The 21,062-nt window shown below is 48.6% G+C and carries 21 protein-coding genes; 17 read left to right on the top strand and 4 right to left on the bottom strand.

Going from position 1 to position 21,062, the window contains the following annotated elements:
• The first annotated feature begins 15 nt into the window (after positions 1-15).
• The 11 genes from OH458_RS08645 to OH458_RS08595 all read left to right on the top strand — a co-directional run bounded on the left by OH458_RS08645 (position 16) and on the right by OH458_RS08595 (position 12,752).
• Positions 16-2,073, top strand: a complete 2,058-nt coding sequence (locus tag OH458_RS08645; RefSeq protein ID WP_269978014.1) for a chemotaxis protein CheA — start codon at positions 16-18, stop codon at positions 2,071-2,073.
• A gap of 65 nt (positions 2,074-2,138) precedes the next feature.
• Positions 2,139-2,639, top strand: a complete 501-nt coding sequence (locus tag OH458_RS08640) for a chemotaxis protein CheW (RefSeq protein WP_269978270.1) — start codon at positions 2,139-2,141, stop codon at positions 2,637-2,639.
• Positions 2,636-3,106, top strand: a complete 471-nt coding sequence (locus tag OH458_RS08635; RefSeq protein WP_269978013.1) for a chemotaxis protein CheW — start codon at positions 2,636-2,638, stop codon at positions 3,104-3,106. Before OH458_RS08640 ends, OH458_RS08635 begins: the two co-directional genes overlap by 4 nt.
• 61 nt (positions 3,107-3,167) lie before the next feature.
• Complete coding sequence (locus tag OH458_RS08630; RefSeq protein ID WP_269978012.1) at positions 3,168-5,180, top strand: methyl-accepting chemotaxis protein; 2,013 nt, start codon at positions 3,168-3,170, stop codon at positions 5,178-5,180.
• Positions 5,165-6,022, top strand: coding sequence for a CheR family methyltransferase (locus OH458_RS08625; RefSeq protein ID WP_269978011.1), 858 nt, complete (start codon positions 5,165-5,167; stop codon positions 6,020-6,022). Before OH458_RS08630 ends, OH458_RS08625 begins: the two co-directional genes overlap by 16 nt.
• Positions 6,023-6,040: 18 nt before the next feature.
• Positions 6,041-6,679: a chemotaxis protein CheD gene (locus OH458_RS08620; protein ID WP_269978010.1), complete on the top strand. Its 639-nt coding sequence runs from the start codon at positions 6,041-6,043 to the stop codon at positions 6,677-6,679.
• Entirely contained in the window at positions 6,679-7,728 is a 1,050-nt protein-coding gene (locus OH458_RS08615) for a protein-glutamate methylesterase/protein-glutamine glutaminase (RefSeq protein WP_269978009.1), read from the top strand. Before OH458_RS08620 ends, OH458_RS08615 begins: the two co-directional genes overlap by 1 nt.
• Before the next feature lie 13 nt (positions 7,729-7,741).
• A complete protein-coding gene (locus tag OH458_RS08610; protein WP_269978008.1) occupies positions 7,742-8,902 on the top strand; it encodes a methyl-accepting chemotaxis protein in 1,161 nt (386 codons plus the stop codon).
• 38 nt (positions 8,903-8,940) lie between these two features.
• Positions 8,941-9,240 (top strand): STAS domain-containing protein, encoded by a 300-nt coding sequence (locus OH458_RS08605; RefSeq protein ID WP_005469115.1) that lies wholly within the window; start codon positions 8,941-8,943, stop codon positions 9,238-9,240.
• 15 nt (positions 9,241-9,255) lie between these two features.
• Positions 9,256-10,947, top strand: coding sequence for an ATP-binding SpoIIE family protein phosphatase (locus tag OH458_RS08600; RefSeq protein ID WP_269978007.1), 1,692 nt, complete (start codon positions 9,256-9,258; stop codon positions 10,945-10,947).
• 128 nt (positions 10,948-11,075) lie between these two features.
• A complete protein-coding gene (locus OH458_RS08595) occupies positions 11,076-12,752 on the top strand; it encodes a DUF342 domain-containing protein (protein WP_269978006.1) in 1,677 nt (558 codons plus the stop codon).
• Positions 12,753-12,819: 67 nt separating this feature from the next.
• On the opposite strand, the gene OH458_RS08590 is transcribed toward OH458_RS08595, so the two are convergent.
• The 4 genes from OH458_RS08590 to OH458_RS08575 all read right to left on the bottom strand — a co-directional run bounded on the left by OH458_RS08590 (position 12,820) and on the right by OH458_RS08575 (position 15,412).
• A complete protein-coding gene (locus OH458_RS08590; protein WP_269978005.1) occupies positions 12,820-13,095 on the bottom strand; it encodes a nitrogenase-stabilizing/protective protein NifW in 276 nt (91 codons plus the stop codon).
• Complete coding sequence (locus OH458_RS08585; protein ID WP_269978004.1) at positions 13,092-13,538, bottom strand: GNAT family N-acetyltransferase; 447 nt, start codon at positions 13,536-13,538, stop codon at positions 13,092-13,094. Before OH458_RS08585 ends, OH458_RS08590 begins: the two co-directional genes overlap by 4 nt.
• A 1-nt stretch (position 13,539) precedes the next feature.
• Positions 13,540-14,154 carry a 3'-5' exonuclease gene (locus OH458_RS08580; RefSeq protein WP_269978003.1) on the bottom strand — a complete coding sequence of 205 codons (615 nt, stop codon included), beginning with the start codon at positions 14,152-14,154 and terminating at the stop codon, positions 13,540-13,542.
• Between the two features lie 100 nt (positions 14,155-14,254).
• Positions 14,255-15,412 (bottom strand): winged helix-turn-helix domain-containing protein, encoded by a 1,158-nt coding sequence (locus OH458_RS08575; RefSeq protein WP_269978002.1) that lies wholly within the window; start codon positions 15,410-15,412, stop codon positions 14,255-14,257.
• Positions 15,413-15,670: 258 nt separating this feature from the next.
• Between OH458_RS08575 and OH458_RS08570 the strand changes: the two genes are divergently transcribed.
• The 6 genes from OH458_RS08570 to OH458_RS08545 are packed head-to-tail and all read left to right on the top strand — an operon-like array spanning position 15,671 to position 20,946.
• A complete protein-coding gene (locus OH458_RS08570) occupies positions 15,671-16,273 on the top strand; it encodes a DedA family protein (RefSeq protein WP_269978001.1) in 603 nt (200 codons plus the stop codon).
• Positions 16,257-17,387 carry a D-alanine--D-alanine ligase gene (locus tag OH458_RS08565; protein ID WP_269978000.1) on the top strand — a complete coding sequence of 377 codons (1,131 nt, stop codon included), beginning with the start codon at positions 16,257-16,259 and terminating at the stop codon, positions 17,385-17,387. Before OH458_RS08570 ends, OH458_RS08565 begins: the two co-directional genes overlap by 17 nt.
• 20 nt (positions 17,388-17,407) lie before the next feature.
• Positions 17,408-17,956, top strand: a complete 549-nt coding sequence (locus OH458_RS08560; RefSeq protein WP_038135559.1) for a hypothetical protein — start codon at positions 17,408-17,410, stop codon at positions 17,954-17,956.
• A gap of 3 nt (positions 17,957-17,959) precedes the next feature.
• Positions 17,960-18,706: an NRDE family protein gene (locus OH458_RS08555; RefSeq protein WP_269977999.1), complete on the top strand. Its 747-nt coding sequence runs from the start codon at positions 17,960-17,962 to the stop codon at positions 18,704-18,706.
• Positions 18,703-19,140: a YHS domain-containing (seleno)protein gene (locus tag OH458_RS08550; RefSeq protein WP_269977998.1), complete on the top strand. Its 438-nt coding sequence runs from the start codon at positions 18,703-18,705 to the stop codon at positions 19,138-19,140. Before OH458_RS08555 ends, OH458_RS08550 begins: the two co-directional genes overlap by 4 nt.
• A 42-nt stretch (positions 19,141-19,182) precedes the next feature.
• Positions 19,183-20,946, top strand: coding sequence for a lysophospholipid acyltransferase family protein (locus tag OH458_RS08545; RefSeq protein ID WP_269977997.1), 1,764 nt, complete (start codon positions 19,183-19,185; stop codon positions 20,944-20,946).
• Positions 20,947-21,062 lie beyond the last annotated feature (116 nt).

The raw sequence follows: 21,062 nt of genomic DNA, 5'->3' as shown, positions 1-21,062 counted from the left end.
TGGTAGGGAAACAATATGGCTTTAGACATGGAACAGCTACGCAAAATGTTTTGCGAAGAGTGTCGAGAGAATCTGGAAGTGTTAGAAGACGTGCTTCTAAACCTTGATCTTCAACACGTCGAAGCTGAGTCTATCAATACCATTTTTCGCGCTGCACATTCGATAAAAGGCGGTGCGGCGACATTTAACCTGCTTAATATCAGTGAATTTACTCACTCGGTTGAAGCGTATCTTGACCTTGTCCGCACGGGAGAGCGCGAGCTCAGTGCAAGCTCGGTCGATGTGCTTCTCAAAAGCGGTGACTGCATTCAAAGTATGTTAGAGCAACATGAGTCAGGCACAGAGACCGATGACAACTTGCTTGATGATGTGCGCGCTCAACTGGACTCGCTGTTAGGTGAAAACTCACACCCAGATTTCACTGAGCCAACCGATGACAACTCCGCAAAAAAAGACGCCATAAACGGGGATTGGCGAGTCACCTTTAAACCTCACCCAGAGATATTCTTCAGTGGTAATGACCCTTTACGTATTGTGCGCGAGCTAAAAGAGCTGAATGACCAATGCGAAATCATCGCAAACCTTGAAAGCATCCCAAGCATTGATGACCTTGAAGCTGAGCTTTGTTATCTGAGTTGGACTGCTACGCTACCTGCTTCTGTCGATGAGCTATTGATTCGAGAAATCTTTGAATGGGTAGAAGATGAGTGTGACTTGATCGTAGAGAGAACCAATGAAGAGCCGAGTTGTGAGTCGGATGGTGATATCGCCCCAGCGTCCGGTGCGCAGGAGGTGAGCACGCGTAATGAGGCTGAACAAGAACTAGCGCCTCAACCGGTAGTTAAAGCGGCAAAGGGTGAAGTCAGTGTCAGTTCGATTCGTGTCGACATCGACAAAGTTGACAGTCTCATCAACTTGGTGGGGGAACTGGTCATCACCCAATCGATGCTGACCGAAATTGGCAATGACTTTTCCATTGATAAGTTAGAGAAGTTGAAAGCTGGCCTCGATCAGCTGCTGCAAAACAGCAAAGACCTACAAGAAAACGTCCTAAACATCCGCATGTTACCGATGAGTTTTGCGTTCAGTCGCTTTCCTAGGCTGGTTCGAGATTTATCCAGTCGTCTTGAGAAACAGGTCAACTTATCGATTAAAGGGGAACAAACTGAACTCGATAAGACCGTACTTGAACGCATTGTCGACCCCTTGGTTCACCTGGTTAGGAATGGAATCGATCATGGGATTGAGCAGCCTGCGTTGAGGCTTGAAAAAGGCAAGCCTGAAATGGGGGTAATTGAACTGAATGCTTACCACCAAGGCGGTTCCATTGTCATCGAAATTTCGGATGACGGTGCGGGATTGAACTGCGACAAGTTGTGGAATAAGGCGATCGAAAAAGGTGTACTCGATTCCGATGTGCGTCGAGAAGAATTTTCTGACAAGCAAATAATGAATTTGATTTTTGCCCCTGGATTTTCCACCGCGGATGAAGTGTCGGACATCTCTGGACGAGGCGTTGGCATGGATGTGGTTCGACGCAACATTGAAGAGTTAGGTGGCCACATTGAGGTGGAATCACGTTTGGACGAAGGCAGCTGTTTCACCATCAGCTTGCCGCTCACGCTCGCGATTTTAGACGGTCAATTAGTGAAAGTTGGCGGAGAGGTGTATGTCATCCCGTTGCTGACCATTATTGAGTCTATCCAAATCGATCCGAGCTGCATCAAGCTGGCGTCTGGTGGCATAGAGTTGTATCGACTGCGTGAAGAAAACATACCGATTTTACGTTTGCAAGAAGAGCTGCAAATGGGAGAAAGCGGGGCACTCGATAAACGCATTCTCTGCTTTGTGGAGGCGGCTGGTAATCGTGTGGGTTTGCTGCTTGATGAGTTGCTCGACCAGCAGCAGGTGGTGATTAAGAGTTTAGAGTCTAACTACAGCAAAGTGAGTGGTATTTCTGGGGCGACCATTCTTGGAGACGGATCGGTCTCTTTGATACTCGATATTCAAGGGCTGATCACCAGCTTCTTGAACCGAGCCTCAGAAGGGGCACACAAAGGGATTGCGGCGTAGGAGGCAAGATGAATCAAACAGAAGCGCTGCTGAGCAACGAGCTTTCTCAAGCGTCGAAAAAGTCTATGACTGCCCATGCTGAAACTTGGCTCTGCGAAGTAAACGAAGAGGTCAGTGAAAGCGCGGACTTTCTCAGTTTTCAACTTGCTGCGGAACTCTATGGCGTGAACATCAACGATGTGGAAGAGATTCGAGTGTGGGAAAAGCCGACCCCTATACCGCGTGCACCTCAGTTTGTATTAGGGGTGATCAACTTGCGCGGAATGATTGTCCCGGTCGTAGACCTGAGACTTCGATTTAACCTTGGACAAGCAGATTACTTGCCGACCACCGTCGTGATTGTATTGCGCAGCTCAAACGGACAGGAACAACGTTTGATGGGATTGGTGGTTGATGCCGTGAGCGATGTGATAAGCCAAGGAAACAATGCGCTGTATCCGGCGGTTGGAGATTCGTTAGTCACCCCCTACTTACAAGGTTTACTCAACGTAGATGAACAGGTGATGTCGCTGCTTGATACCAATGAGTTGCTGAGTATTGAGCGAATCTTAAGGGAGAACGCATGAGTTTGACGCAAGAGTTTTTGAGCTTTGTCCTCGATGGCGATGAATACGGTGTCCCTATCTTAGATGTTCGAGAAGTACGCGGTTGGAGCCCTGTACGAGAGATTCCCAATTCCCCTTCCTATATGAAGGGCGTTTTAGAAATTCGCGGCGAGTACGTGCCGATAGTCGACTTGAGGCTACGGTTTGGTTTGCAAGCGGCAACATTAGGTCCGACAACGGTGGTGATCGTGCTGAATGACGCACAACACCATCCACTTGGTATTATTGTCGATGGTGTCTCTGAAGTGTATCCGCTGAAGGATGAGCAGATCAAACCGGCACCGCACGTCGCTCCTGAAGTTGACCACAGTTACGTCAGGGGGATCGCGTCGGTCGATTCTGGGCATTTAATTTTAATACATTTGGACGCTCTGTTTGATGCAGCAGAGCTCGTTGAACCCCATCATGAAGTACACAGTGGGGCATGACTTCAACCCGTTTTATCAGCGTGTTGTAACACTGGTCAAAGCAATCATTGAGAGGTAACTCATGGCATTTTGGAACAGGAAATCCGAGGTAGATACAGCGTTTAAAGCGCCGACACAAGATACCTTAACTCAAGATTTTGAGGTTGAGGAGCAAGGAATATCAAAAGAGCAGTTGCTGTGTGCGTTAAATGCTGCCCAAACGGCGTTGATGATGATAGACCGGGATTTCAATATCACCTACATCAATAAAAAATCGATTGAGTTGCTTAAAGTGCATGAGGCTTTGTTTCGTTCGGTGTGGCCCAACTTCCAAGCGACTGAAGAATTTTTGCTCGGTTACTGTATTGATGCCTTCCACGTTAACCCTAGCCACCAGCGACAACTGTTATCGAATCCTTCAAACCTGCCATACACCACCAACATCAAAGTGAAAGATGTCCAAATTGAGCTCAATGTCGGTGCCATCATAGATGCGCACGGCCAGTACGTGGGGAACACGCTCGAGTGGAAAGATGTGACCGAAGAGTTGGCGAAAGAGCGTGAGATTGGTCGATTGGTTTCTGCGGTGGAAGGGATGACCACCAACCTAATGATGGCGGATAAAGATGGCATCATTACTTACCTTAACCCGTCGCTAAAAGCGCTGTTGAGCAGCCGAGAACGGGATCTGCAAAGTGTGTTGCCAGGGTTTGATGCCAGTAATCTTGTCGGAAAAAATATTGATGTTTTTCATAAAAATCCTAGCCATCAGAGAAACATTATTGCCAATCCTGATCGCTTGCCATTCTCTTCCAATATTGCGGTAGGCTCACTTGAGTTCAATCTCACCTGTATCGCGATGCGTGACGGACAAGGAAACTTTATTGGCCCTGCGCTGCAATGGGTCGACATTACAGAGCAGCAAGATGGGCAACGACAAGTCGAAGCTCTGATCCAAAAAGCGATTGATGGCGAGCTGAGTGAGCGCATTGATACCAGCGTGTACAGCGGCTTTATGAAAGAGTTGAGTGATGGAATCAATAACTTGCTCGACACCATGGTTGCGCCGCTTGGTCAATGTATCGATGTTATGAGCCAAGTGGCGGATGGGGATCTCAATAGCACCATGTCTGACGACAACAAAGGTGAATTTGGACGACTGTCTGACGCGGTAAACACCTCCATCATCAACTTACGCAACATGGTCGAGAAAATTACCCACTCATCGGCCCGTGTAGCGACCGCCTCCACCGAGATTGCGGAAGGCAACAACGATCTCAGTCAGCGCGTCGAAGCGCAAGCGTCTAACTTGGAAGAGACCGCGGCGAGCATGGAGCAGATGACAGCCACAGTAAGGCTCAATGCAGACAACGCCAAAGGTGCCAACGATCTCGCCGATGACGCGAGCAAAAAAGCCAGCAAAGGCGGCGAAGTGGTAGGTCAGGTGGTCTCTGCCATGGCGGAAATAAACTCTGCGAGCAAGAAAATCGCCGACATTATTGGCGTGATTGATGAAATCGCTTTCCAAACCAACCTTCTAGCGCTGAACGCTGCGGTGGAAGCCGCCAGAGCAGGCGAGCAAGGTCGCGGCTTTGCCGTTGTTGCAGGGGAAGTACGTAACCTTGCCCAACGCAGTGCCGCTGCGGCCAAAGAAATTAAGGGGCTGATCAAAGACAGCGTCGAGAAGGTGGATGAAGGCTCTCGATTAGTGGATGAGTCAGGTGAAACGCTCAGTGAGATCGTTGATGCGGTTGCGAAGGTGAGCGAGTTGATCGCGCAAATCGCCTCGTCAAGCCAAGAGCAATCAACCGGCATTGATGAGATCAACCGTGCGGTGGCGACCATGGATGAAATGACGCAACAAAATGCCTCCCTTGTCGAACAGACATCTGCGGCAAGCCAATCGCTTAAAGATGAAGGTAAGCAACTCCTCAACTTGATGAACTTTTTTGCCACAGACAGTAACGTGACCACATTTGAAAGCCGGACTAAAGAGTCTGGGCGCAAAGGCAACGTCAGGGAAATAAGAACGCCAAAGGTCGCTAACTCACGCTTAAAGCTAGAAGAGGACGGAGATGAATGGGAAGAGTTCTAGTTCAAACTGAGTCAAGGATGCCCGACAAACCAGAATTTGAGCTTACTGATCAAGATTTTAAGTTCATTCAATGGTTTATGCACAAACATGCGGGCATTTACTTCTCAGACAGAAAGAGAACCTTGGTCTACGGTCGTATTAGCCGCCAGCTGCGACGATTACGGCTAAAGCGTTTTGCCGAGTACAGAACTCTGATTGAGCAAGATAGTGAAGAGCGCATCTGTTTCATTAACTGCTTAACCACGAACAAAACCCAGTTTTTCCGTGAATACCACCATTTTGATTTTATGGAGAAAGTATTGCTCTCAGAGTGGGCACAGCAAGGTAAGCGGAACATTCGAATCTGGTCTGCGGGGTGTTCAACCGGTGAAGAGCCTTACAGTTTCATTGCGTCACTCCACACGGCCAATGCGCTAGAGCAGTTTGACTCGATAGAGATAACGGCAACGGATCTGGACACCCGTGTCCTCGAGGTTGCCGAGCAAGGTATTTACGATGAAGAGGCGTTAAAAGCGATTCCGATTAAGTACCTCAAGCCCTGCTTTGTAAAAGGGATTGGTCGCCATAATGGCAAAATTAAAGTGCGTCTAGGGCTGCAAAAAATGATTCAATTTCAAAGGCTGAACTTGCTGGAAAATTGGTCTTTTGAGCAGCGATTTGACGTGATTTCTTGCCGAAATGTGATGATCTACTTCGATAAGGAAACACAGGAGGAGCTGATTACACGGTTTCATCAACAGTTGAGCCCCAACGGCGTGCTGTTTATTGGTCACTCAGAAAGTATGCCTGCCGACTTTGACGGCTTCCATCATCTTGGCCACACCATTTACGTAAAAAAATAAGGGACAAGGATGATAGGTATGCGAGAGGAGAAAACCCAAACGCCCACTGCACATTTTAATCGCTTCTACCATCCACAGAGAGAGAAGCACATCGTTAAGGTGACGCCCGGTGGTGTCTATTGTACCCAGCGCACTGATGAGTTAATCGCAACGGGGCTTGGGTCATGTATCGCTGCGTGTGTTTGGGACGAGACGGCCAACGTCGGAGGAATGAACCATTTCCTACTGCCGTTTGACAACTATAGTCAGATCAAAAGTTGGAAGCCGGATTCATTGGTTTCTACCGCCTCTCGTTATGGTATTCACGCCATGGAGATGTTACTGAACGCATTAATTGAACGAGGGGCAGAGCGAGACAATTTACAGTTTAAGCTGTTTGGTGGCGCTCAGATGCTTGGCAGACATTCGATGATAGGGGCGAAAAACGTCGCCTTTATTCTCAATTATGTCGAGCAAGAGCAACTTAAGGTTATCGCACAAGATCTTGGCGGGCTAGAGCCAAGAAAAGTGATGTTTGACCCTATTAGTGGTAAGGCGTGGCTAAAACGCATTCCATTTACTGAAGTCCACCGGTTACAACATCAAGAAGAAAAATACGCACATCAGTTGGATAGAGAAAGTCATCGCAAGCATGACGATGACGTGGAGTTATTTTAATGAAAAAGATCAAAGTACTAGTGGTTGATGACTCGCCCGTATTTCGCGCACTACTGGCAGAGTTGATCAACGCCGATCCCGATCTTGAGGTGATCGCCATGGCTGCCGATCCTTATGAAGCGCGAGAGATGATCAAACGTCACAACCCAGATGTACTGACTTTAGATATTGAAATGCCCAAAATGAATGGTGTCCAGTTTCTGAAAAATCTCATGCGTTTGCGTCCTATGCCTGTAGTGATGATTTCGACCTTAACCCAGCATGGCGCACAAGCCACCTTAGCGGCACTGGAATATGGAGCGGTCGACTATTTCCCCAAACCCTCGGTTGATAGCACGGCAGAAATGGTCAATTACAAGCGTGAAATCAACGAGAAAATTAAGGTCGCCGCTGGGGCGAACGTTGCTCAGGAAACCCACCTTGAGCATGGCGCACAGGTGGCTAAAGTGTCTGCGCCAAGCCGCACAAGCATTGAGTTGATTGCTATCGGTGCCTCAACAGGAGGAACAGAAGCGGTCAAGCAGGTGCTGTCATCACTGCCCGCGGGGCTGCCTCCTGTCATCATTACTCAGCACATCAGTGCGATGTTTTCCGGCTCCTTCGCCCAGCGACTGGATGAGAACTGCGCTCTTAACGTTAAGGAGCTCGCGGCTAATCGCGCTCCATTGGTCAATGGCTGTGCCTATGTTGCTCCGGGTGACAAGCACTTGGTTGTCGTACGAAGAGGCACACACCTGTACTGCCAGCTTGATGATCGCCCTGCGGTGAATCGTCATAAACCCTCGGTGGATGTGATGTTTGACACGGTTGCAGAGACCGTAGGCAAACAGTCAATTGGGGTGATATTAACGGGCATGGGGCAAGATGGCGCAAGAGGCATGCTGGGGATGAGAAACGCAGGCGCGCGAACCATCGCTCAAGACCAAGCCACTTCTGTGGTGTGGGGAATGCCTCGAGTAGCGGTTGAACTCGAGGCTGCGGAATCGGTGGTGCCACTGGGTAAAGTGTCTGAGCAAATTTGCCACTACTTATCGAGTGATAACCATTAGCAAGGAGAGCGTTATGAAAACATCACTATTGTCGATTAAGCCTCGATACTTCCTTGCCGTCACGACGCAAGTACTATTGCTGACGTTTGCTGTGACACAAGCCTCCACCTTGCTGGTTGTCTCGGCCATGATCGCCGTCGCCGCGATTCCGTGGTTTGTATTTCCACGAGGAACGGTCCCTGTGGAACTGGATGTGAAGCCGCCTGTAAGCACTGAGACTTGCAAGCAGAAAACGGCCGACATGGCACCCTTACTTTCATTGCTTGCCTCTCAGCTTCACGAGCCTCTCAATCATCAAAAAGGGGTGATTGATGAATCCGTTGAAACACTTAACGAAAGTTACTTTGAACTGCAAAAACTGGCGCAAGAGCAAAACCAAATCACCGCTGAGCTGGTAGAGAATTTATTGGGCCAGTCAGGGAGCGAGCATGACATCAGTCAGGTACTGCCGAAAACCGAATCCATCATCCGAAACTTCGTCGATACGTTGGTGCAAGTTTCTGAAAAGAGTATTTCCGCGGTGCACAGTATTCACGATATGTCCGAGAAGCTCGATGCGGTGTTTAAGCTATTAGAGCAAGTTCGCGGCTTGTCAGAGCAAACCAACCTTCTGGCGCTTAATGCAGCAATTGAGGCTGCGCGCGCTGGAGATGCTGGGCGAGGGTTTGCCGTTGTGGCTCAGGAAGTGCGTAACTTGTCCCACAAAGCGGAAGAGCTCAACAACCAGATTGAACAAGAGATCAACATCGCGCAGCGTACGGTCAAAGAGGCGAACCAAACCGTGGGAGAAATGGCCTCGATTGATATGACTGAAGCGATAGAGTCAAAAGACAAAGTGGACGAAATGCTCAGAGGCGTGCAACAGGTCAACGTCTCAATCGAGCATGAAATACAAAAAATCAGTGACAGCGGTGAGCGGTTACATGTTCAGGTGGATAACGGCGTACGAGCATTGCAGTTCGCTGATATCGTTGTGCAGCAAGGGGATTATGCCAAACAGACCGTCGACTATTTGCTGGCGTTTTCTCAACTGTGTGATGAGTGGAATCAGCAACGCATCGACGCGGAGCAGTTTATCCAATCCACTCAAGAGCTGTATTCGCAAGTGCAACATCGAGATGCCCCCGCGGCCTCTCAGTCTAGTATCGAAGAGGGAGAGGTCGAGCTCTTCTAACGCTGTTTATGCTTTGTACTCCAATGGAGGAACCCTATATGTCAGTAGAAGCTCAGGTAGACTCAGGCTCAAGGCACGTCACCATTTTAATTGAAGGGGCGTTTGGCTTTAACTTAGTGCAAGATTTTCGTCGCTGCTACACCGACCGGCGAGATTACCGTTTTACCATCGACTTACGCAAAGTGGATTACATCGATAGTGCTGGGCTTGGAATGCTGCTCAATATGCACAGTTATTTAGAGCAAGATGACGGCATGATCCGTATCACCAACACCTTGCCTCAAGTGCGTAAAATTTTGATCATTTCTCGCTTCGATAAGAAGTTCTCAATTGAGTAAACTCAAGGAGAAGCTATGCATGTCATGATTGTTGATGACCATGCAACAAACCGCGAGCTGTGTCGGTTTATGCTCGGTCATATCGCAGAAAAGACGACTCTGTTTGAAAACGGACAGGGTGTTGTGAGTGCAATGGAACAGATGGACACCTTGCCGGATATTATCCTCCTTGACGTGATGATGCCGATAAAAGATGGATTCACCACGGCGAAAGAGATTCGCAACGCATTCCCGAACATTCACATTCCGATTATCTTTCTTACCGTGCTTGATGATCACGCGTCGTTCGAAAATTGCCTGCATTATGGGGATGATTTTATTCTTAAACCTGTCGAGCGCAGTGTTTTGCTGGCAAAAGTACAGGCGCACTATCGCATTGTCCGAATGCATAATGAGGTCACGGAGCAGCGTGATGAGCTGCGTCATTTCCATGAGCAGGTTCGTTACGACTACGCCATTGCAGAGAGCATTTTCTCCAATCTGATGGAAGAGATGAGCTCTCAGGTCAACAATATTTATGGGATTAACTACATTTCCACTCCTTCAACGGTGTTTAATGGCGACTTGATTGTTGTCGCCCACCGTCCTCATGGTGGGGTCTACGTAATGATTGCAGACGCAACAGGCCATGGGCTGCCTGCGGCTATTTCAGCTATTCCTGCAACTCGCGCGTTCTTCTCTATGGCGGCGAAAGGAATGTCGCTTGGAGAAATTGTCAGCGAAATTAATGATGCCCTAGTTCGCTTCTTGCCGATGGGCATGATGCTCGCCGCCAGTGTCTTTGAAATTCGGGCCAACGGGTTTGAAGTCTCTTGGTGGGGAGGCGGCTTGCCGGATGGGTATGTGATTAACTCAGATGGTTCAATCGATCGTCGACTGGTTTCAAGACATATGCCGCTTGGCGTGCTCAAGCCAAGAGAGTTTGAAACCGATCTTGTCCATATGAAGCTTGAGCCAGACCAGCAGATTATTTGCTATACCGATGGGGTGATTGAAGCGTGCAACCGAGAAGGAGAGCAATTTGGCCTTGAGCGCCTAGAAAAAGCGCTTGCTAGCCCACGCCCAGTGATTCCTGTTTTATATGATTCTGTACGTCAATTTGCCCACAAAAAAGTCGATGATGACTTGTCGATATTGGCTATGAAGTTCCCCATCTCCAGTACGCAAGAGCCAGACTTAAAAAGCGTTAAACTCAACATCAACAAAGTACCGATACACTCAACGCTTGATTTCCCTGCTCCGGTGTTAAGAAGTGTGAATGTGATGACCGAAGTCAGGCAGTATCTCAGCGGTATCTTGTACATGGGAGCGCATCTCGATTTGGTTTGCTCGGTGCTTTCTGAACTGTTTGCCAATGCGATTGAACATGGTTTACTCAAATTAGATTCGTCGATCAAAGAGCAACCGGATGGCTTCTTCTTGTTTTATCAGATGCGTGAAGAACGTTTAAAAACCCTTGATGATGAGGCTTGGCTGAAGCTGCGTCTCACTTATGAGCCAAATGAAGCCCAGTTGATGATGGTGCTCGAACACAATGGCGAGGGGTTCGAATATAAACTGCCGCAACAAGGCGATGGGCCGCCGCGCAGTTATGGTCGCGGTATCATGCTGGCCAAAGCGCTTTGTTCATCACTAGACTATTCCTGTAATGGACGCTGTGTGACGGCCGTTTACTCGTTGAAAGAGGAGCATCATTTTCCCACGTAGCGGAGTTCAGATTTACAGTGTAAAAAATTTATTAAAGTGACCTACGCTCTAATTTGTCACACTTGTGATACAGCTAGGCGAGCAAATTGCATACACTCAAGTGAGGACGTAAAACGGGCTGATTGTACATGTGGGATAAATTTGTTGCCTTGTCAGAAGATCACCGAGCTGTCGTCGCGACCTTGTCGCCTAGCATTTCGGTGGATGGAAATTTTGATACGCGAGGGTTAGAGGAAGCATTAGCTGCGATAGGAGCGAGTGAGTTTTTTGTGATTGATGAATCGGTTACCCGCTTTATTAATCTAGCCAAAGAGAGCGCGGGGGAAGCCTACTCAGGGGTGACCATCGCCGAAGTCAAGGACGCCACCGTCGAGGTTGTGCTTTCAGAACACGATATGCTGGCGAGCATGGTGGTCACCGGAGCGTACAAAGGTGAGCCTCTTAAAGGGCCACAAATCGTCCACGCGCTCGCACAAGCCCATGTGACTAAGGGCATCAATAAACTGGCGCTTAAAAAAGTGCTCATCATGAGCCATCAACTCAAACCTGGTGAAACCTACACACAGCCGGTCGCCAAAGGCAAAAATCCGGTACAAGGCCAAGACGCCAAATTCATCCCTCTGGTTAAAGATCCCACCAAACAAGTCTTAGCACCGAAAGAAGATCAGCAAGATGGCAAAGTCGATATGCTCAATTTGGGCGAGACGATTACGGTGTCTGAAAATGATCCTTTGATGAAACGCATTCCTGCAACCAAAGGGGAGCCAGGTCTTACTGTGCAAGGCAAAGTGATTCCTCCTAAACCCGGCAATGACAGTGTTCTTAAAGAGGGCAAAGGTTCTGCAATCTCGCCACAAAACCCAAACGTATTGATTGCTACCGTATCAGGTATGCCGATGATCAAAGAGAAAGGCGTTGAGGTTGAAGACGCACTCTGTTTACAGACCATTGGTGTGGCGACGGGCCATGTCAAGTTCAAAGGCAACGTCGTTGTTCTGGGCGACATTGAGTCCGACATGGTGGTACGGGCAACGGGCACGCTAACCGTCGGTGGTTTTATTGAATCGGCCGATGTGCAAGTTCAAGGCGATATTCAAGTCGCAAAAGGCATCATTGGTCACAATGTGTCTGAAGGTGAAAAGCGCAGTTGTATTGTTAAATCTGGTGGCACGATCAGCGCCAATTATGCTCAGTTCTGTGAACTTCAAGCGGGCGAAGACATTCACCTCAACGTCCACTGTATGAACAGCGAAGTGCGTTGTGGTAAAGATTTGGTTGTGGTCGACGCTTCTGAAAAGCATGGCACATTGAGTGGCGGTCACGCGAAAATTGGTGGCAAAGTTGTTTGTGTCGAGCTTGGTGTTGAGGGAGATACCGCCACTTATGTTGAGGCATTTGCTCGCTTCCAGATGTTTAAAGATCGCCAAGCGAAGCTGAAAGAGCAATACACTCAAGCACAAGAAGGCACCATGAGTGTCATTCGAAAAGAGCTAGAGTTTAAAAAGATCCCGAAATCACAACGTACGCCAGAGCAAGAACAAGAACTAGAAACCTTTAAGCAAGAAGCGAACGCTCACTTAGAAAAAGTCAAACACGCGCGAGACAACAATGAGCAGGAGCTCGAAGTGGCTTTGGAAGAGAATGTCATTGAGGTGAAAAGCAAGGTGTTCTCTCATGTGACGGTTCAATTCGGGGAAGAGAAGATCATCACCAAGCGCTCTCATGGTCCGAGTATTTTCTCTTTTAACCAGTACGAGATTAAATGTCGTTCAATGCTGGATGAAGAGGCATTCGAAGAGGTTTAAGCGCAGTTAATCATCACACCTGTCACCCTATCTTGATTCGTTGAGGTAGGGTGATTTTTTATTTAGGCTAACGGCGCTGACAGGTTGTGCAGCCGCGACACGCAGACCGTGTATGCTTGTCGAGTTGGCTGCGCTGAATTTTGCAGTAGGCGTTTTTTAAAGCGCGTCGGGCAGAAAACCAATCGTCAGGTTTTTCTATGATTAGATAGCCGTTAAAGCGTTTGATCAGCTCCACACGATGTTTGTCGATAAAACGGCTATCGAAGCCGATTTCAAAGTAGTCGAGTGCTTGTTCAATCGAGGTGAAACTGGCAATTTTCTGCTGGATGTCGACTTGGCTCATACACCGACATCTCTTTGCATAAAGACGAATTGTTCATTGTGTGAAACGCGCTTAAAGCCTAACCGTTGATACAAGCTACCGACGCGATTGCCTTGCAGGTAACAGAGCTTGATTGGCAGGCGTAACTGATCCGCTTGGGTTATCACTTGATTCAGGACTTGGCTGCCAATGCCTTTGCCATGCCACTCTGGCAACAGAAAAAAGCGTCCAAAATAGAGATGATCGCTGTGGTGCTCAAGGAGATAACTGCCGACAGGTCGACCTTCTCGCTCGATGATCGTCGGTTTAGCTTGATGCCACTCTTGCTGGTGGAGCGCTCTTTGAATCTGTTCATCCCAGCCAAACACGGCTTTGATAGCATCATATTCTGCGGCTTTTTTGAGCTCGAATAAGAACTCATAATCTTGCGCATTCGCAGGGCGGGTCGCGTAGTCGAGCGGCATGTTAAGCGCCTTGTGAGCTAAGCAGTTTATCGATGGCGCTTTTGCTGGTTTTGCCTATCTTTTGCATCAAAGCAAAACTGGGCTCTGAAATACCGCGAGACTGTAAATCGTTGACCATCAGTATCCACAGTTTCGCTGTCATTTCGGCATCCGCTAACGCTCGGTGAAAAACGCCGTCATTGTCTATCTGCTTAAAACGGACAAGATCGCCTAGTTTGTGGCTTGGCGCATCTTGGTTAAGGCGACGAGACACCAGCAAAGAGCAAGCGAACTCCCCCGAGTAAGCGGCGTTCACTCGTTCCAGCTCATCATCAAGGAAGCGTTTGTCAAATGAGGCGTTGTGGGCAACGAGGTTTTCACCTGCGATGAATTGAGCAAATTGAGCCATCACTTCATCGCAGTTTGGCGCATCGCGTAGCATGATATTGGTAATGCCTGTGTATCCTTCAATAAAGGAGCTAACGCGAAAGCCAGGATTCATCAACTGTTGGAAGGTGTCGACGACTTCACCATTGACCAACTTCACGGCGCCAATTTCTATCGCGCGGTCGCCCATGTTGGGTGACAAACCCGTGGTTTCAAAGTCGAGAACAACGACAGAGTTCGCAAGAGACATACTTCTTCCTAAGCCTAGTGATTTGGTTGTGAATTATAGGTTTGCAGTGCCAGAGGGTAAAGGAGTTATTCCGCCCGCCCAGCCAAGGAAACGCGAGTGATTAACCCACGTTTATCGACTGTTTGACAATGTTGAACTGCTCACATTGATTGAACCGCGCAAATGCCTGTAACTCTTTTTCCAGCGCAGGCATAAAGTCATCAGTATTGGTTAATCCAGGCTCAAGGCTCAGATGCAAAACGTTGAGCGTAGCGCTTTTCTTGTCCACTTTGCAGTCGGCCCTCGCAACGAGTTTGCCATCCCACAAAATCGGTAGAGAGAAATAACCAAATTGGCGCTTGGCCTCTGGCACATAGCACTCAATTAGGTAATCAAAGTTGAAAATGGCGCTGGCGCGTTTACGTTGGATGAGCAAATTATCGAACGGTGACAGGATTCGTGCCTGTTTTCGGTTCAAGCGTTTGCCAAGCAAATTCAACGATTTTACACAGGCGTAGTAAGGCTGATGATTAACCATGATGGGTTCAATCTCGCCCATTTCCACCAACTCTCCAATGGCTTGGGTCACGCTCGTTTTTACATCCTTGAGTTGATACACCATCTCTTGAATCGTGCCAAAACCGTGCGCTTTTAAGTAACTGAGTACCAAAAATCGACCATGTTCTTGCGGGGTTGGCATAGAGGTGTCGATATTCTGGGGCAAGACTCGCTGTGTGAGATCGTAGACTTTATGAAAGCCGCGCCGCTTGGCAATCATTAAGTCACCTTGCATGTAGAGGTTTTCTAACGCTTGCTTGGTTGGCTTGGTGTGCCATCCATCGGTTTTATGTGCTTTGGACTCAAAGTCTTTTGCCATTAATGGCCCTTCTGCTTCAATTCTTGCCAACACATTCTTCATGAGATCTCGATCTTTACAGTACCAGTGGCGCTGCTGACCAGACTTGATCGCGACTTTTCGCGGCAAACTGTAGCGGTAGTTGCTCATCGGCAAATACGCAGCGGCATGAGACCAATACTCGAAGACTTGGCGATCGGCGACCAGTTGATCAAGGTGTTTGGGTTGATAGCCGGGGTTTCGACTCCATAAGGTGTGATGGTGGGCTCGCTGGACAACAGAAATGGTATCGATCTGGATATAACCCAGTTGTTCAAAGGTGTTTAGAGTTTTGGCGTAGCCGCTGCCTTTTACCCCCGCTGTCGGTAATCCTTGCGACAGCAATGCCAGTTTTTGCGCTTGCGCTAGGGTGAGTGATTGCATTGAAATTGAGCGTTCCTTGCACGTGTATGCGTCTATATTTCGGCTCTGTATGGTTGCATGCTGTTATTGGGCCAGCAAGCGGCTGCTGTATGTTCTCCTCACAATAATTCACCTCACTAATAAGAAAATTATCTTTTATTGAAATTTTTGCCGAGAAGATCCGCTCTCTATTTCTGCGATGAGCAAATTATCCTCAGTCGCATAATGGGTATTGCTGCTCAGAGGTGGGCACTTAGTAGCTGAAATAGGGGCAAAAGCATGATCGATTTTGCGGCGACGATGGAAGCGTGGTTGTTTCAGGACAATCTCTCATTATCGATGCTTTTTGTTGGCGTTGTTTTGTTGTCGTACCTGCTAGAAGACTTGGCGATCATCACCGCTGCGACCCTGTCGGTTGAGCATATTATGCCGCCAAGTATGGCCCTAGCAGCAATCTTTGTCGGTATCAGCTCTGGTGATATGGGCTTGTACCTGTTAGGTAAGCTGGCGAAAAAAGTGGCATGGTTTCGCTATCGTCTACTGCGCTATCACAGGGCGAGAAAACTGCGTCGAACTTTGCATCAGCAAGCATTTAAGACGCTGTTTATCGTTCGCTTTGTTCCGGGGCTTAGAACCGTGGGCTTTACACTAAGTGGCTTTTTAGATGTGCCGAAAGTGACGTTTTTGCTTGCGGTGATCACGGCGACAGGGCTGTGGACATTGCTGGTGTTTGGCTCTTTTTTCCAGCTGGGGAATGCCGCTTGGTTGCAAGAGAGCCAAGGGGCATGGCTGCTGATTCCCGCAGGGCTGTGCCTGATGTTGCTCATCAATAAACTGATTACTAGAACCTTCTTAAGGGATGCGTATGACACAGCACGCTAACATAGAGATGATTCCTTCAGGACGAGTCAATACCGGAATGCCGGTTTTGCATCAACCTAAGCGGGTTATTTCGCCATTCGAGTTTTTACCGACCTGGTTTTTTTATACGCCTGTCGTCATTCAAAGTGCGGCGTTGAGTTTGGCGCATCGTGATTGGGCGTTGCCGCTGATTGCCAATCCCGCGATTAAGTTAAGTGGCATGGTGGGTGAGTCCAAGCATGACATCTTCGCCTCTGCAGGAGAGCAGACTAAGCGCTGGATTTTGCCGTTTGTTACGTTAACCAAAACCCCATTGCCTTGTGCCAAATTGGTCGAAGAGGCGAAGCATCAACTCGCAGGCTTAGGGCTTGGTTATCCCTTGGTGGCAAAACCGGATTTGGGCTGTCGTGGCGTGGGCGTAAAGCTGATTCGCAATGATAAGCAGCTGTACGATTACATTGAAACCTTCCCTCAAAATGGGCGTTTTTTATTGCAGCAAAAGTCTTCTCATCAAGCGGAAGCAGGCGTGTTTTATGTCAGGCAGCCGGGAGAAACCCGCGGAAAAATTATTTCCATCACGCTGAAGTATTCACCCTATGTGGTCGGAGATGGTAAGTCGACACTCAAACAGTTAATAGAGCGGTGCCCTCGAGCTGGAAAACTTCAGCACCTCTACCTTCCTCGTCATTCTCACCAATTAGAGCAAGTGATTGAAAATAAGGACGAGTTTCAATTGGCATTTGCAGGCAGTCATTCACGGGGTGCGATCTTTCGCGACGGCAACCGATTTATCACCGAGCAGTTAGAGCGCAAACTCGATCTCGTACTCGGCGATTTTGACGGGTTTCACTACGGTCGCTTGGACATTAAGTTCCGAGATATCCATGCGCTCATGCAAGGGGAGCATTTCGATATCCTTGAAATTAATGGCGCGAGCAGTGAAGCGGCACATATTTGGGACAGCGACACGCCGCTTAGCCACATTTTTGCCACCTTGCTCAAACAGTATCGATTGCTGTACCAAATTGGCTCAAAACACAAGAAACAAGGCATTGGTTCTCCGTCATTGGGTGCGCTTCTTAGCGCATGGCGAGAGGAAAAACTACTGACTCAGCAATACCCCATGACGGATTAATTTGTTTAGGAAGCGCAATAATGAAAAACACCCAAGTTGACACGCTATCGCTTAACCAAACTCACGCTTCGCAAGCGGTGGTCGGTTGTATTGAAACATTGAACCAAGGTTACGAGTTTCTCGAAACTCTAAGTGCCGACGACTATGTCTACCTTGCTCAGCCACATGTAAGCAGCTCAATTGGCGAGCACTTTCGTCATTGGCTTGATCTGTTTCATGCCATTCGCCTTGAACCACGACGGATTGACTACAATGTTCGCCGGCGCGGTCATCAGGTAGAGCGAGACATCAATGTCGCCAAACAGGAGATCAGCGAACTGATCGAGTGGCTGTTTGAGCTACCGACTGGAGAGCTTCATCAAGGCGTTGCCGTTGAGACCGAGGTGCTGCTATCACAAACGCAAGTGGAGGAAGTCTCTTCTACCTTGGTGCGTGAGCTTACGTTTGCTGCGCTACATGCAACGCACCACTTCGCGATGGCTAAAGTGGTCGCCTCGATTCGCGGTGTGACCTCTGATTGCCGTTTTGGGGTTGCCCCTGCCACGGCGACGTATCAAAGAGCGCAATAGCCTATGTGTACATTATCTTGGGTCTACCATGGAAATCCCCATTATGAGGTTTACTTCAATCGCGATGAGCAGCGCGCGAGGTTGCCCGCGATTGAGCCGCAAAATCTCATCATTGATGGCGTGAACTGCGTTATGCCAATCGATCCAGTCGGCGGGGGCAGTTGGATCGCGACCAATGAGCATGGTGTGACCATTTGTTTACTGAACTTCTACCAAGGTGATACCCCAAAAGGAGAGCTAGTCAGTCGAGGCATGATCATTAAGCGGCTCGCGAGCAGTGGTTCTAGCCAAATGGTAGAGCGTCGACTGCTAGAGATGGATCTGTCGTGTTTTGCCCCCTTTACTTTGGTGCCTTTTGATACGCGTCGCAGCGCAAACGAGAGCGTTGTCTGGACTTGGAATGGTTCAACACTGGTGCGCAGTCATGCAACGGCACCGATTGTCTCTGCGGCGATGCATTTTGAACAGGCAAGAGACTTTAGAGTGACGCTGTTTGATGCACTGACAGGCAGTATTGAGCGCGATAAGTTGGGCTGTCAGTTCCATCACACGCATGATGATGCCGCGCCTCACTTATCCCCTTTGATGAAACGAGATGATGCACGGACGGTGAGCTTTACGTCTGTCGTTGTCTCGCCTAATCAACAGACCATGATTTATCGATCGTTTGACGATGACCACAAGATTGATTTTCAGTCTTCTTTGCAGTGCCGCAACTATGATGCTATTCAACAAGGAGTTTTCAAATGAAAAAACTATTTGCCCTACTGACGATGTTGGTCAGTTTCTCTACTGTCGCTGCTGATGAAATCTACACCGGCTTTTTTAGTAATAAAGCGCTTGATGGCTACGATACGGTGGCCTACTTCACGCAAGGCAAACCTGTGAAAGGGAATAGCCAGTGGCAAACCGAATACAAAGGCGCCGATTGGTATTTTTCTTCACAAGAACACCTCGACAAGTTTAAAGCGAATCCCAACGCTTATGCTCCCCAATATGGCGGTTATTGCGCTTGGGCGATCTCAGAGAAAAATGATTTTGCGGCCGCCGATCCAAAAGAGTGGGCGATTGTCGACGGCAAGCTTTACCTCAACTACAACGCAGCAGTGAAGAGCTGGTGGGATGATGACCGCGCAGGTCATATTTTGGCGGCTGATAAGAACTGGCCAGCGCTGATTAAGTAGCGGTGTTGCATCTATTTCTGAGGAATGGTTAAGGAGCTTATGATGATCACCAGTCCGTTTCGATTACCACGTAAAACCCCTTTTGGTATCGGAGAGTCGATAGTTGAATGGGCAACCGGTTTATCTACCCTTGATCGTTTATATCGACAAGAATCTCTGCCTGAAGACAGCTTTGAGTTCATGCAAGAGACGCTCTCGCGAATTGGTACTCAGTATCAAGTCGATCATGGGAGCTTAGAGAGTGTGCCCACAGAAGGCTCGGTGTTAATTGTTGCCAATCACCCTTTTGGTGGCATTGAAGGGGTGATCCTTGCCTCGTTGATTTCTCGGGTGCGCAAAGATGTGAAAGTGCTCGCCAATGAGCTTCTTAAACGCATCCCTGAGCTCGATGAGCTGTTTATTGGGGTGAATGTCTTTGGTGGAGAGCAGGCAAGGCGGACCAATCGTCTTGCCATCAAAGAAGCCAATCAACATTTAAAGCAAGGTGGAGTGTTGATTCTCTTCCCTGCTGGCGAAGTTTCCGCTTGGCAAGCGAGCGAAAACAAAATCACGGACAAAGCGTGGAGTCAGTCGGTGGCGAAGTTTGTGAAACATGCCGAAGCCACGACGGTTCCGATCTTTATTAACGGCATGAACAGTCCACTGTTTTACCAAGCGGGAAGGATTCATCCACTGCTCAGGACGGCGTTATTGGGTCGTGAGCTCCTCAACAAATCCGGTCAAACCATCTCTGTATCAGTGGGAAATCCAATCCCATACAATGAAGTGAAAGATTTCGACAGTGATGATGACATCACGCAGTACTTTCGTCTCAATACTTATTTGATGGGCAGCCAAAAGCGCCATCAAGTCACGCAACAGCCGTTGAACGGTGCCTATTCGAATAGTCTCGAAGCGCCGATCATCGCCCCCATTGCGCCCGAGTTACTTGAACAAGAGCTGGAGCGTATGACCGATTTTAAACTGCTCGAACAAGGCGAGTTTTCGGTTTACTGCGCGCCCAGTGATGTGATGCCAAACATGATGCGAGAAATTGGTCGCGTCCGTGAGGAGAGCTTTCGTGAAGTGGGAGAGGGTAGCGGTTTAAGCTGCGATCTTGACCGTTTCGATGCTCATTATCATCAGCTGTTTGTCTGGCATAACACCCATCGTGATTTGGTTGGTGCCTATCGTTTAGGCCTGGTCGATGAGCTTATGGCGCAGGGTGGAATCGACGCGCTCTATTCTACCAGTCTATTTAAGTATGATGAGGCCTTTATTGACACCTTGGGCCAGTCTATTGAGCTTGGTCGCTCGGTTGTGGCGAAGCGTTACCAGCGCAATATGCATTCGCTGTTGTTGCTCTGGAAGGGAATTGCCGGCTTTGTACAGCGCAACCCGAAGTACACCCATCTATTTGGTCCAGTTAGCATCAGTAACGACTACAGCCCAGTGGCTCGGCAGCTGATTGCGTCGGTGATGACGGTGCATTATTACGATGATGAAAAAGCCAAACTGGTGTCACCCACCACGCCACTTGAGAAAAGCGGTCAAGAGTTTTGGCGACCGGATATGCTCAGTTCTTTGTCCAAGTTGCCGCTGCTGTCCAAAGTGCTTAGTCGCTTAGAGCAAGGGATGGGCTTGCCTGTTTTGCTACGACAATACCTCGGCATGAACGGAAAGTTGGTCTGTTTTAACGTTGATCCTGCGTTTAACTTCGCGCTAGATGGATTGATCGTCGTGGATCTCACCTCTGTATCTGCGCGAACGCTGGGTAAATACATGGGCCGTGAAGAAGCGCAGCGCTATTTAGATTCTCACCTCTAACTATTTCATTTAACGCCTGATGAAGCCGTTGGTTTCAGCGGCTTCACGGCGCTTTTACATAGATTGATTTCGAATCAGTCAGAAGGTTTCGAGCTAGTCGTATCGGTCGGGCTTGC

This window comes from Vibrio sp. MarTm2 (assembly GCF_027587055.1).
GTDB classification, from domain to species: Bacteria; Pseudomonadota; Gammaproteobacteria; order Enterobacterales; family Vibrionaceae; genus Vibrio; species Vibrio sinaloensis_D.
The sequence above is the reverse complement of the archived record's forward strand: the minus strand, read 5'-3'. Positions and strand labels throughout refer to the sequence as shown.

What these genes read in the sequence shown, in the direction of transcription:
- OH458_RS08645 (WP_269978014.1), top strand. Translation starts at nt 16, where the DNA reads ATGGCTTTAGACATGGAACAGCTACGCAAAATGTTTTGCGAAGAGTGT.
- OH458_RS08640 (WP_269978270.1), top strand. Translation starts at nt 2,139, where the DNA reads ATGACTGCCCATGCTGAAACTTGGCTCTGCGAAGTAAACGAAGAGGTC.
- OH458_RS08635 (WP_269978013.1), top strand. Translation starts at nt 2,636, where the DNA reads ATGAGTTTGACGCAAGAGTTTTTGAGCTTTGTCCTCGATGGCGATGAA.
- OH458_RS08630 (WP_269978012.1), top strand. Translation starts at nt 3,168, where the DNA reads ATGGCATTTTGGAACAGGAAATCCGAGGTAGATACAGCGTTTAAAGCG.
- OH458_RS08625 (WP_269978011.1), top strand. Translation starts at nt 5,165, where the DNA reads ATGGGAAGAGTTCTAGTTCAAACTGAGTCAAGGATGCCCGACAAACCA.
- OH458_RS08620 (WP_269978010.1), top strand. Translation starts at nt 6,041, where the DNA reads ATGCGAGAGGAGAAAACCCAAACGCCCACTGCACATTTTAATCGCTTC.
- OH458_RS08615 (WP_269978009.1), top strand. Translation starts at nt 6,679, where the DNA reads ATGAAAAAGATCAAAGTACTAGTGGTTGATGACTCGCCCGTATTTCGC.
- OH458_RS08610 (WP_269978008.1), top strand. Translation starts at nt 7,742, where the DNA reads ATGAAAACATCACTATTGTCGATTAAGCCTCGATACTTCCTTGCCGTC.
- OH458_RS08605 (WP_005469115.1), top strand. Translation starts at nt 8,941, where the DNA reads ATGTCAGTAGAAGCTCAGGTAGACTCAGGCTCAAGGCACGTCACCATT.
- OH458_RS08600 (WP_269978007.1), top strand. Translation starts at nt 9,256, where the DNA reads ATGCATGTCATGATTGTTGATGACCATGCAACAAACCGCGAGCTGTGT.
- OH458_RS08595 (WP_269978006.1), top strand. Translation starts at nt 11,076, where the DNA reads ATGTGGGATAAATTTGTTGCCTTGTCAGAAGATCACCGAGCTGTCGTC.
- OH458_RS08590 (WP_269978005.1), bottom strand. Translation starts at nt 13,095, where the DNA reads ATGAGCCAAGTCGACATCCAGCAGAAAATTGCCAGTTTCACCTCGATT.
- OH458_RS08585 (WP_269978004.1), bottom strand. Translation starts at nt 13,538, where the DNA reads ATGCCGCTCGACTACGCGACCCGCCCTGCGAATGCGCAAGATTATGAG.
- OH458_RS08580 (WP_269978003.1), bottom strand. Translation starts at nt 14,154, where the DNA reads ATGTCTCTTGCGAACTCTGTCGTTGTTCTCGACTTTGAAACCACGGGT.
- OH458_RS08575 (WP_269978002.1), bottom strand. Translation starts at nt 15,412, where the DNA reads ATGCAATCACTCACCCTAGCGCAAGCGCAAAAACTGGCATTGCTGTCG.
- OH458_RS08570 (WP_269978001.1), top strand. Translation starts at nt 15,671, where the DNA reads ATGATCGATTTTGCGGCGACGATGGAAGCGTGGTTGTTTCAGGACAAT.
- OH458_RS08565 (WP_269978000.1), top strand. Translation starts at nt 16,257, where the DNA reads ATGACACAGCACGCTAACATAGAGATGATTCCTTCAGGACGAGTCAAT.
- OH458_RS08560 (WP_038135559.1), top strand. Translation starts at nt 17,408, where the DNA reads ATGAAAAACACCCAAGTTGACACGCTATCGCTTAACCAAACTCACGCT.
- OH458_RS08555 (WP_269977999.1), top strand. Translation starts at nt 17,960, where the DNA reads ATGTGTACATTATCTTGGGTCTACCATGGAAATCCCCATTATGAGGTT.
- OH458_RS08550 (WP_269977998.1), top strand. Translation starts at nt 18,703, where the DNA reads ATGAAAAAACTATTTGCCCTACTGACGATGTTGGTCAGTTTCTCTACT.
- OH458_RS08545 (WP_269977997.1), top strand. Translation starts at nt 19,183, where the DNA reads ATGATCACCAGTCCGTTTCGATTACCACGTAAAACCCCTTTTGGTATC.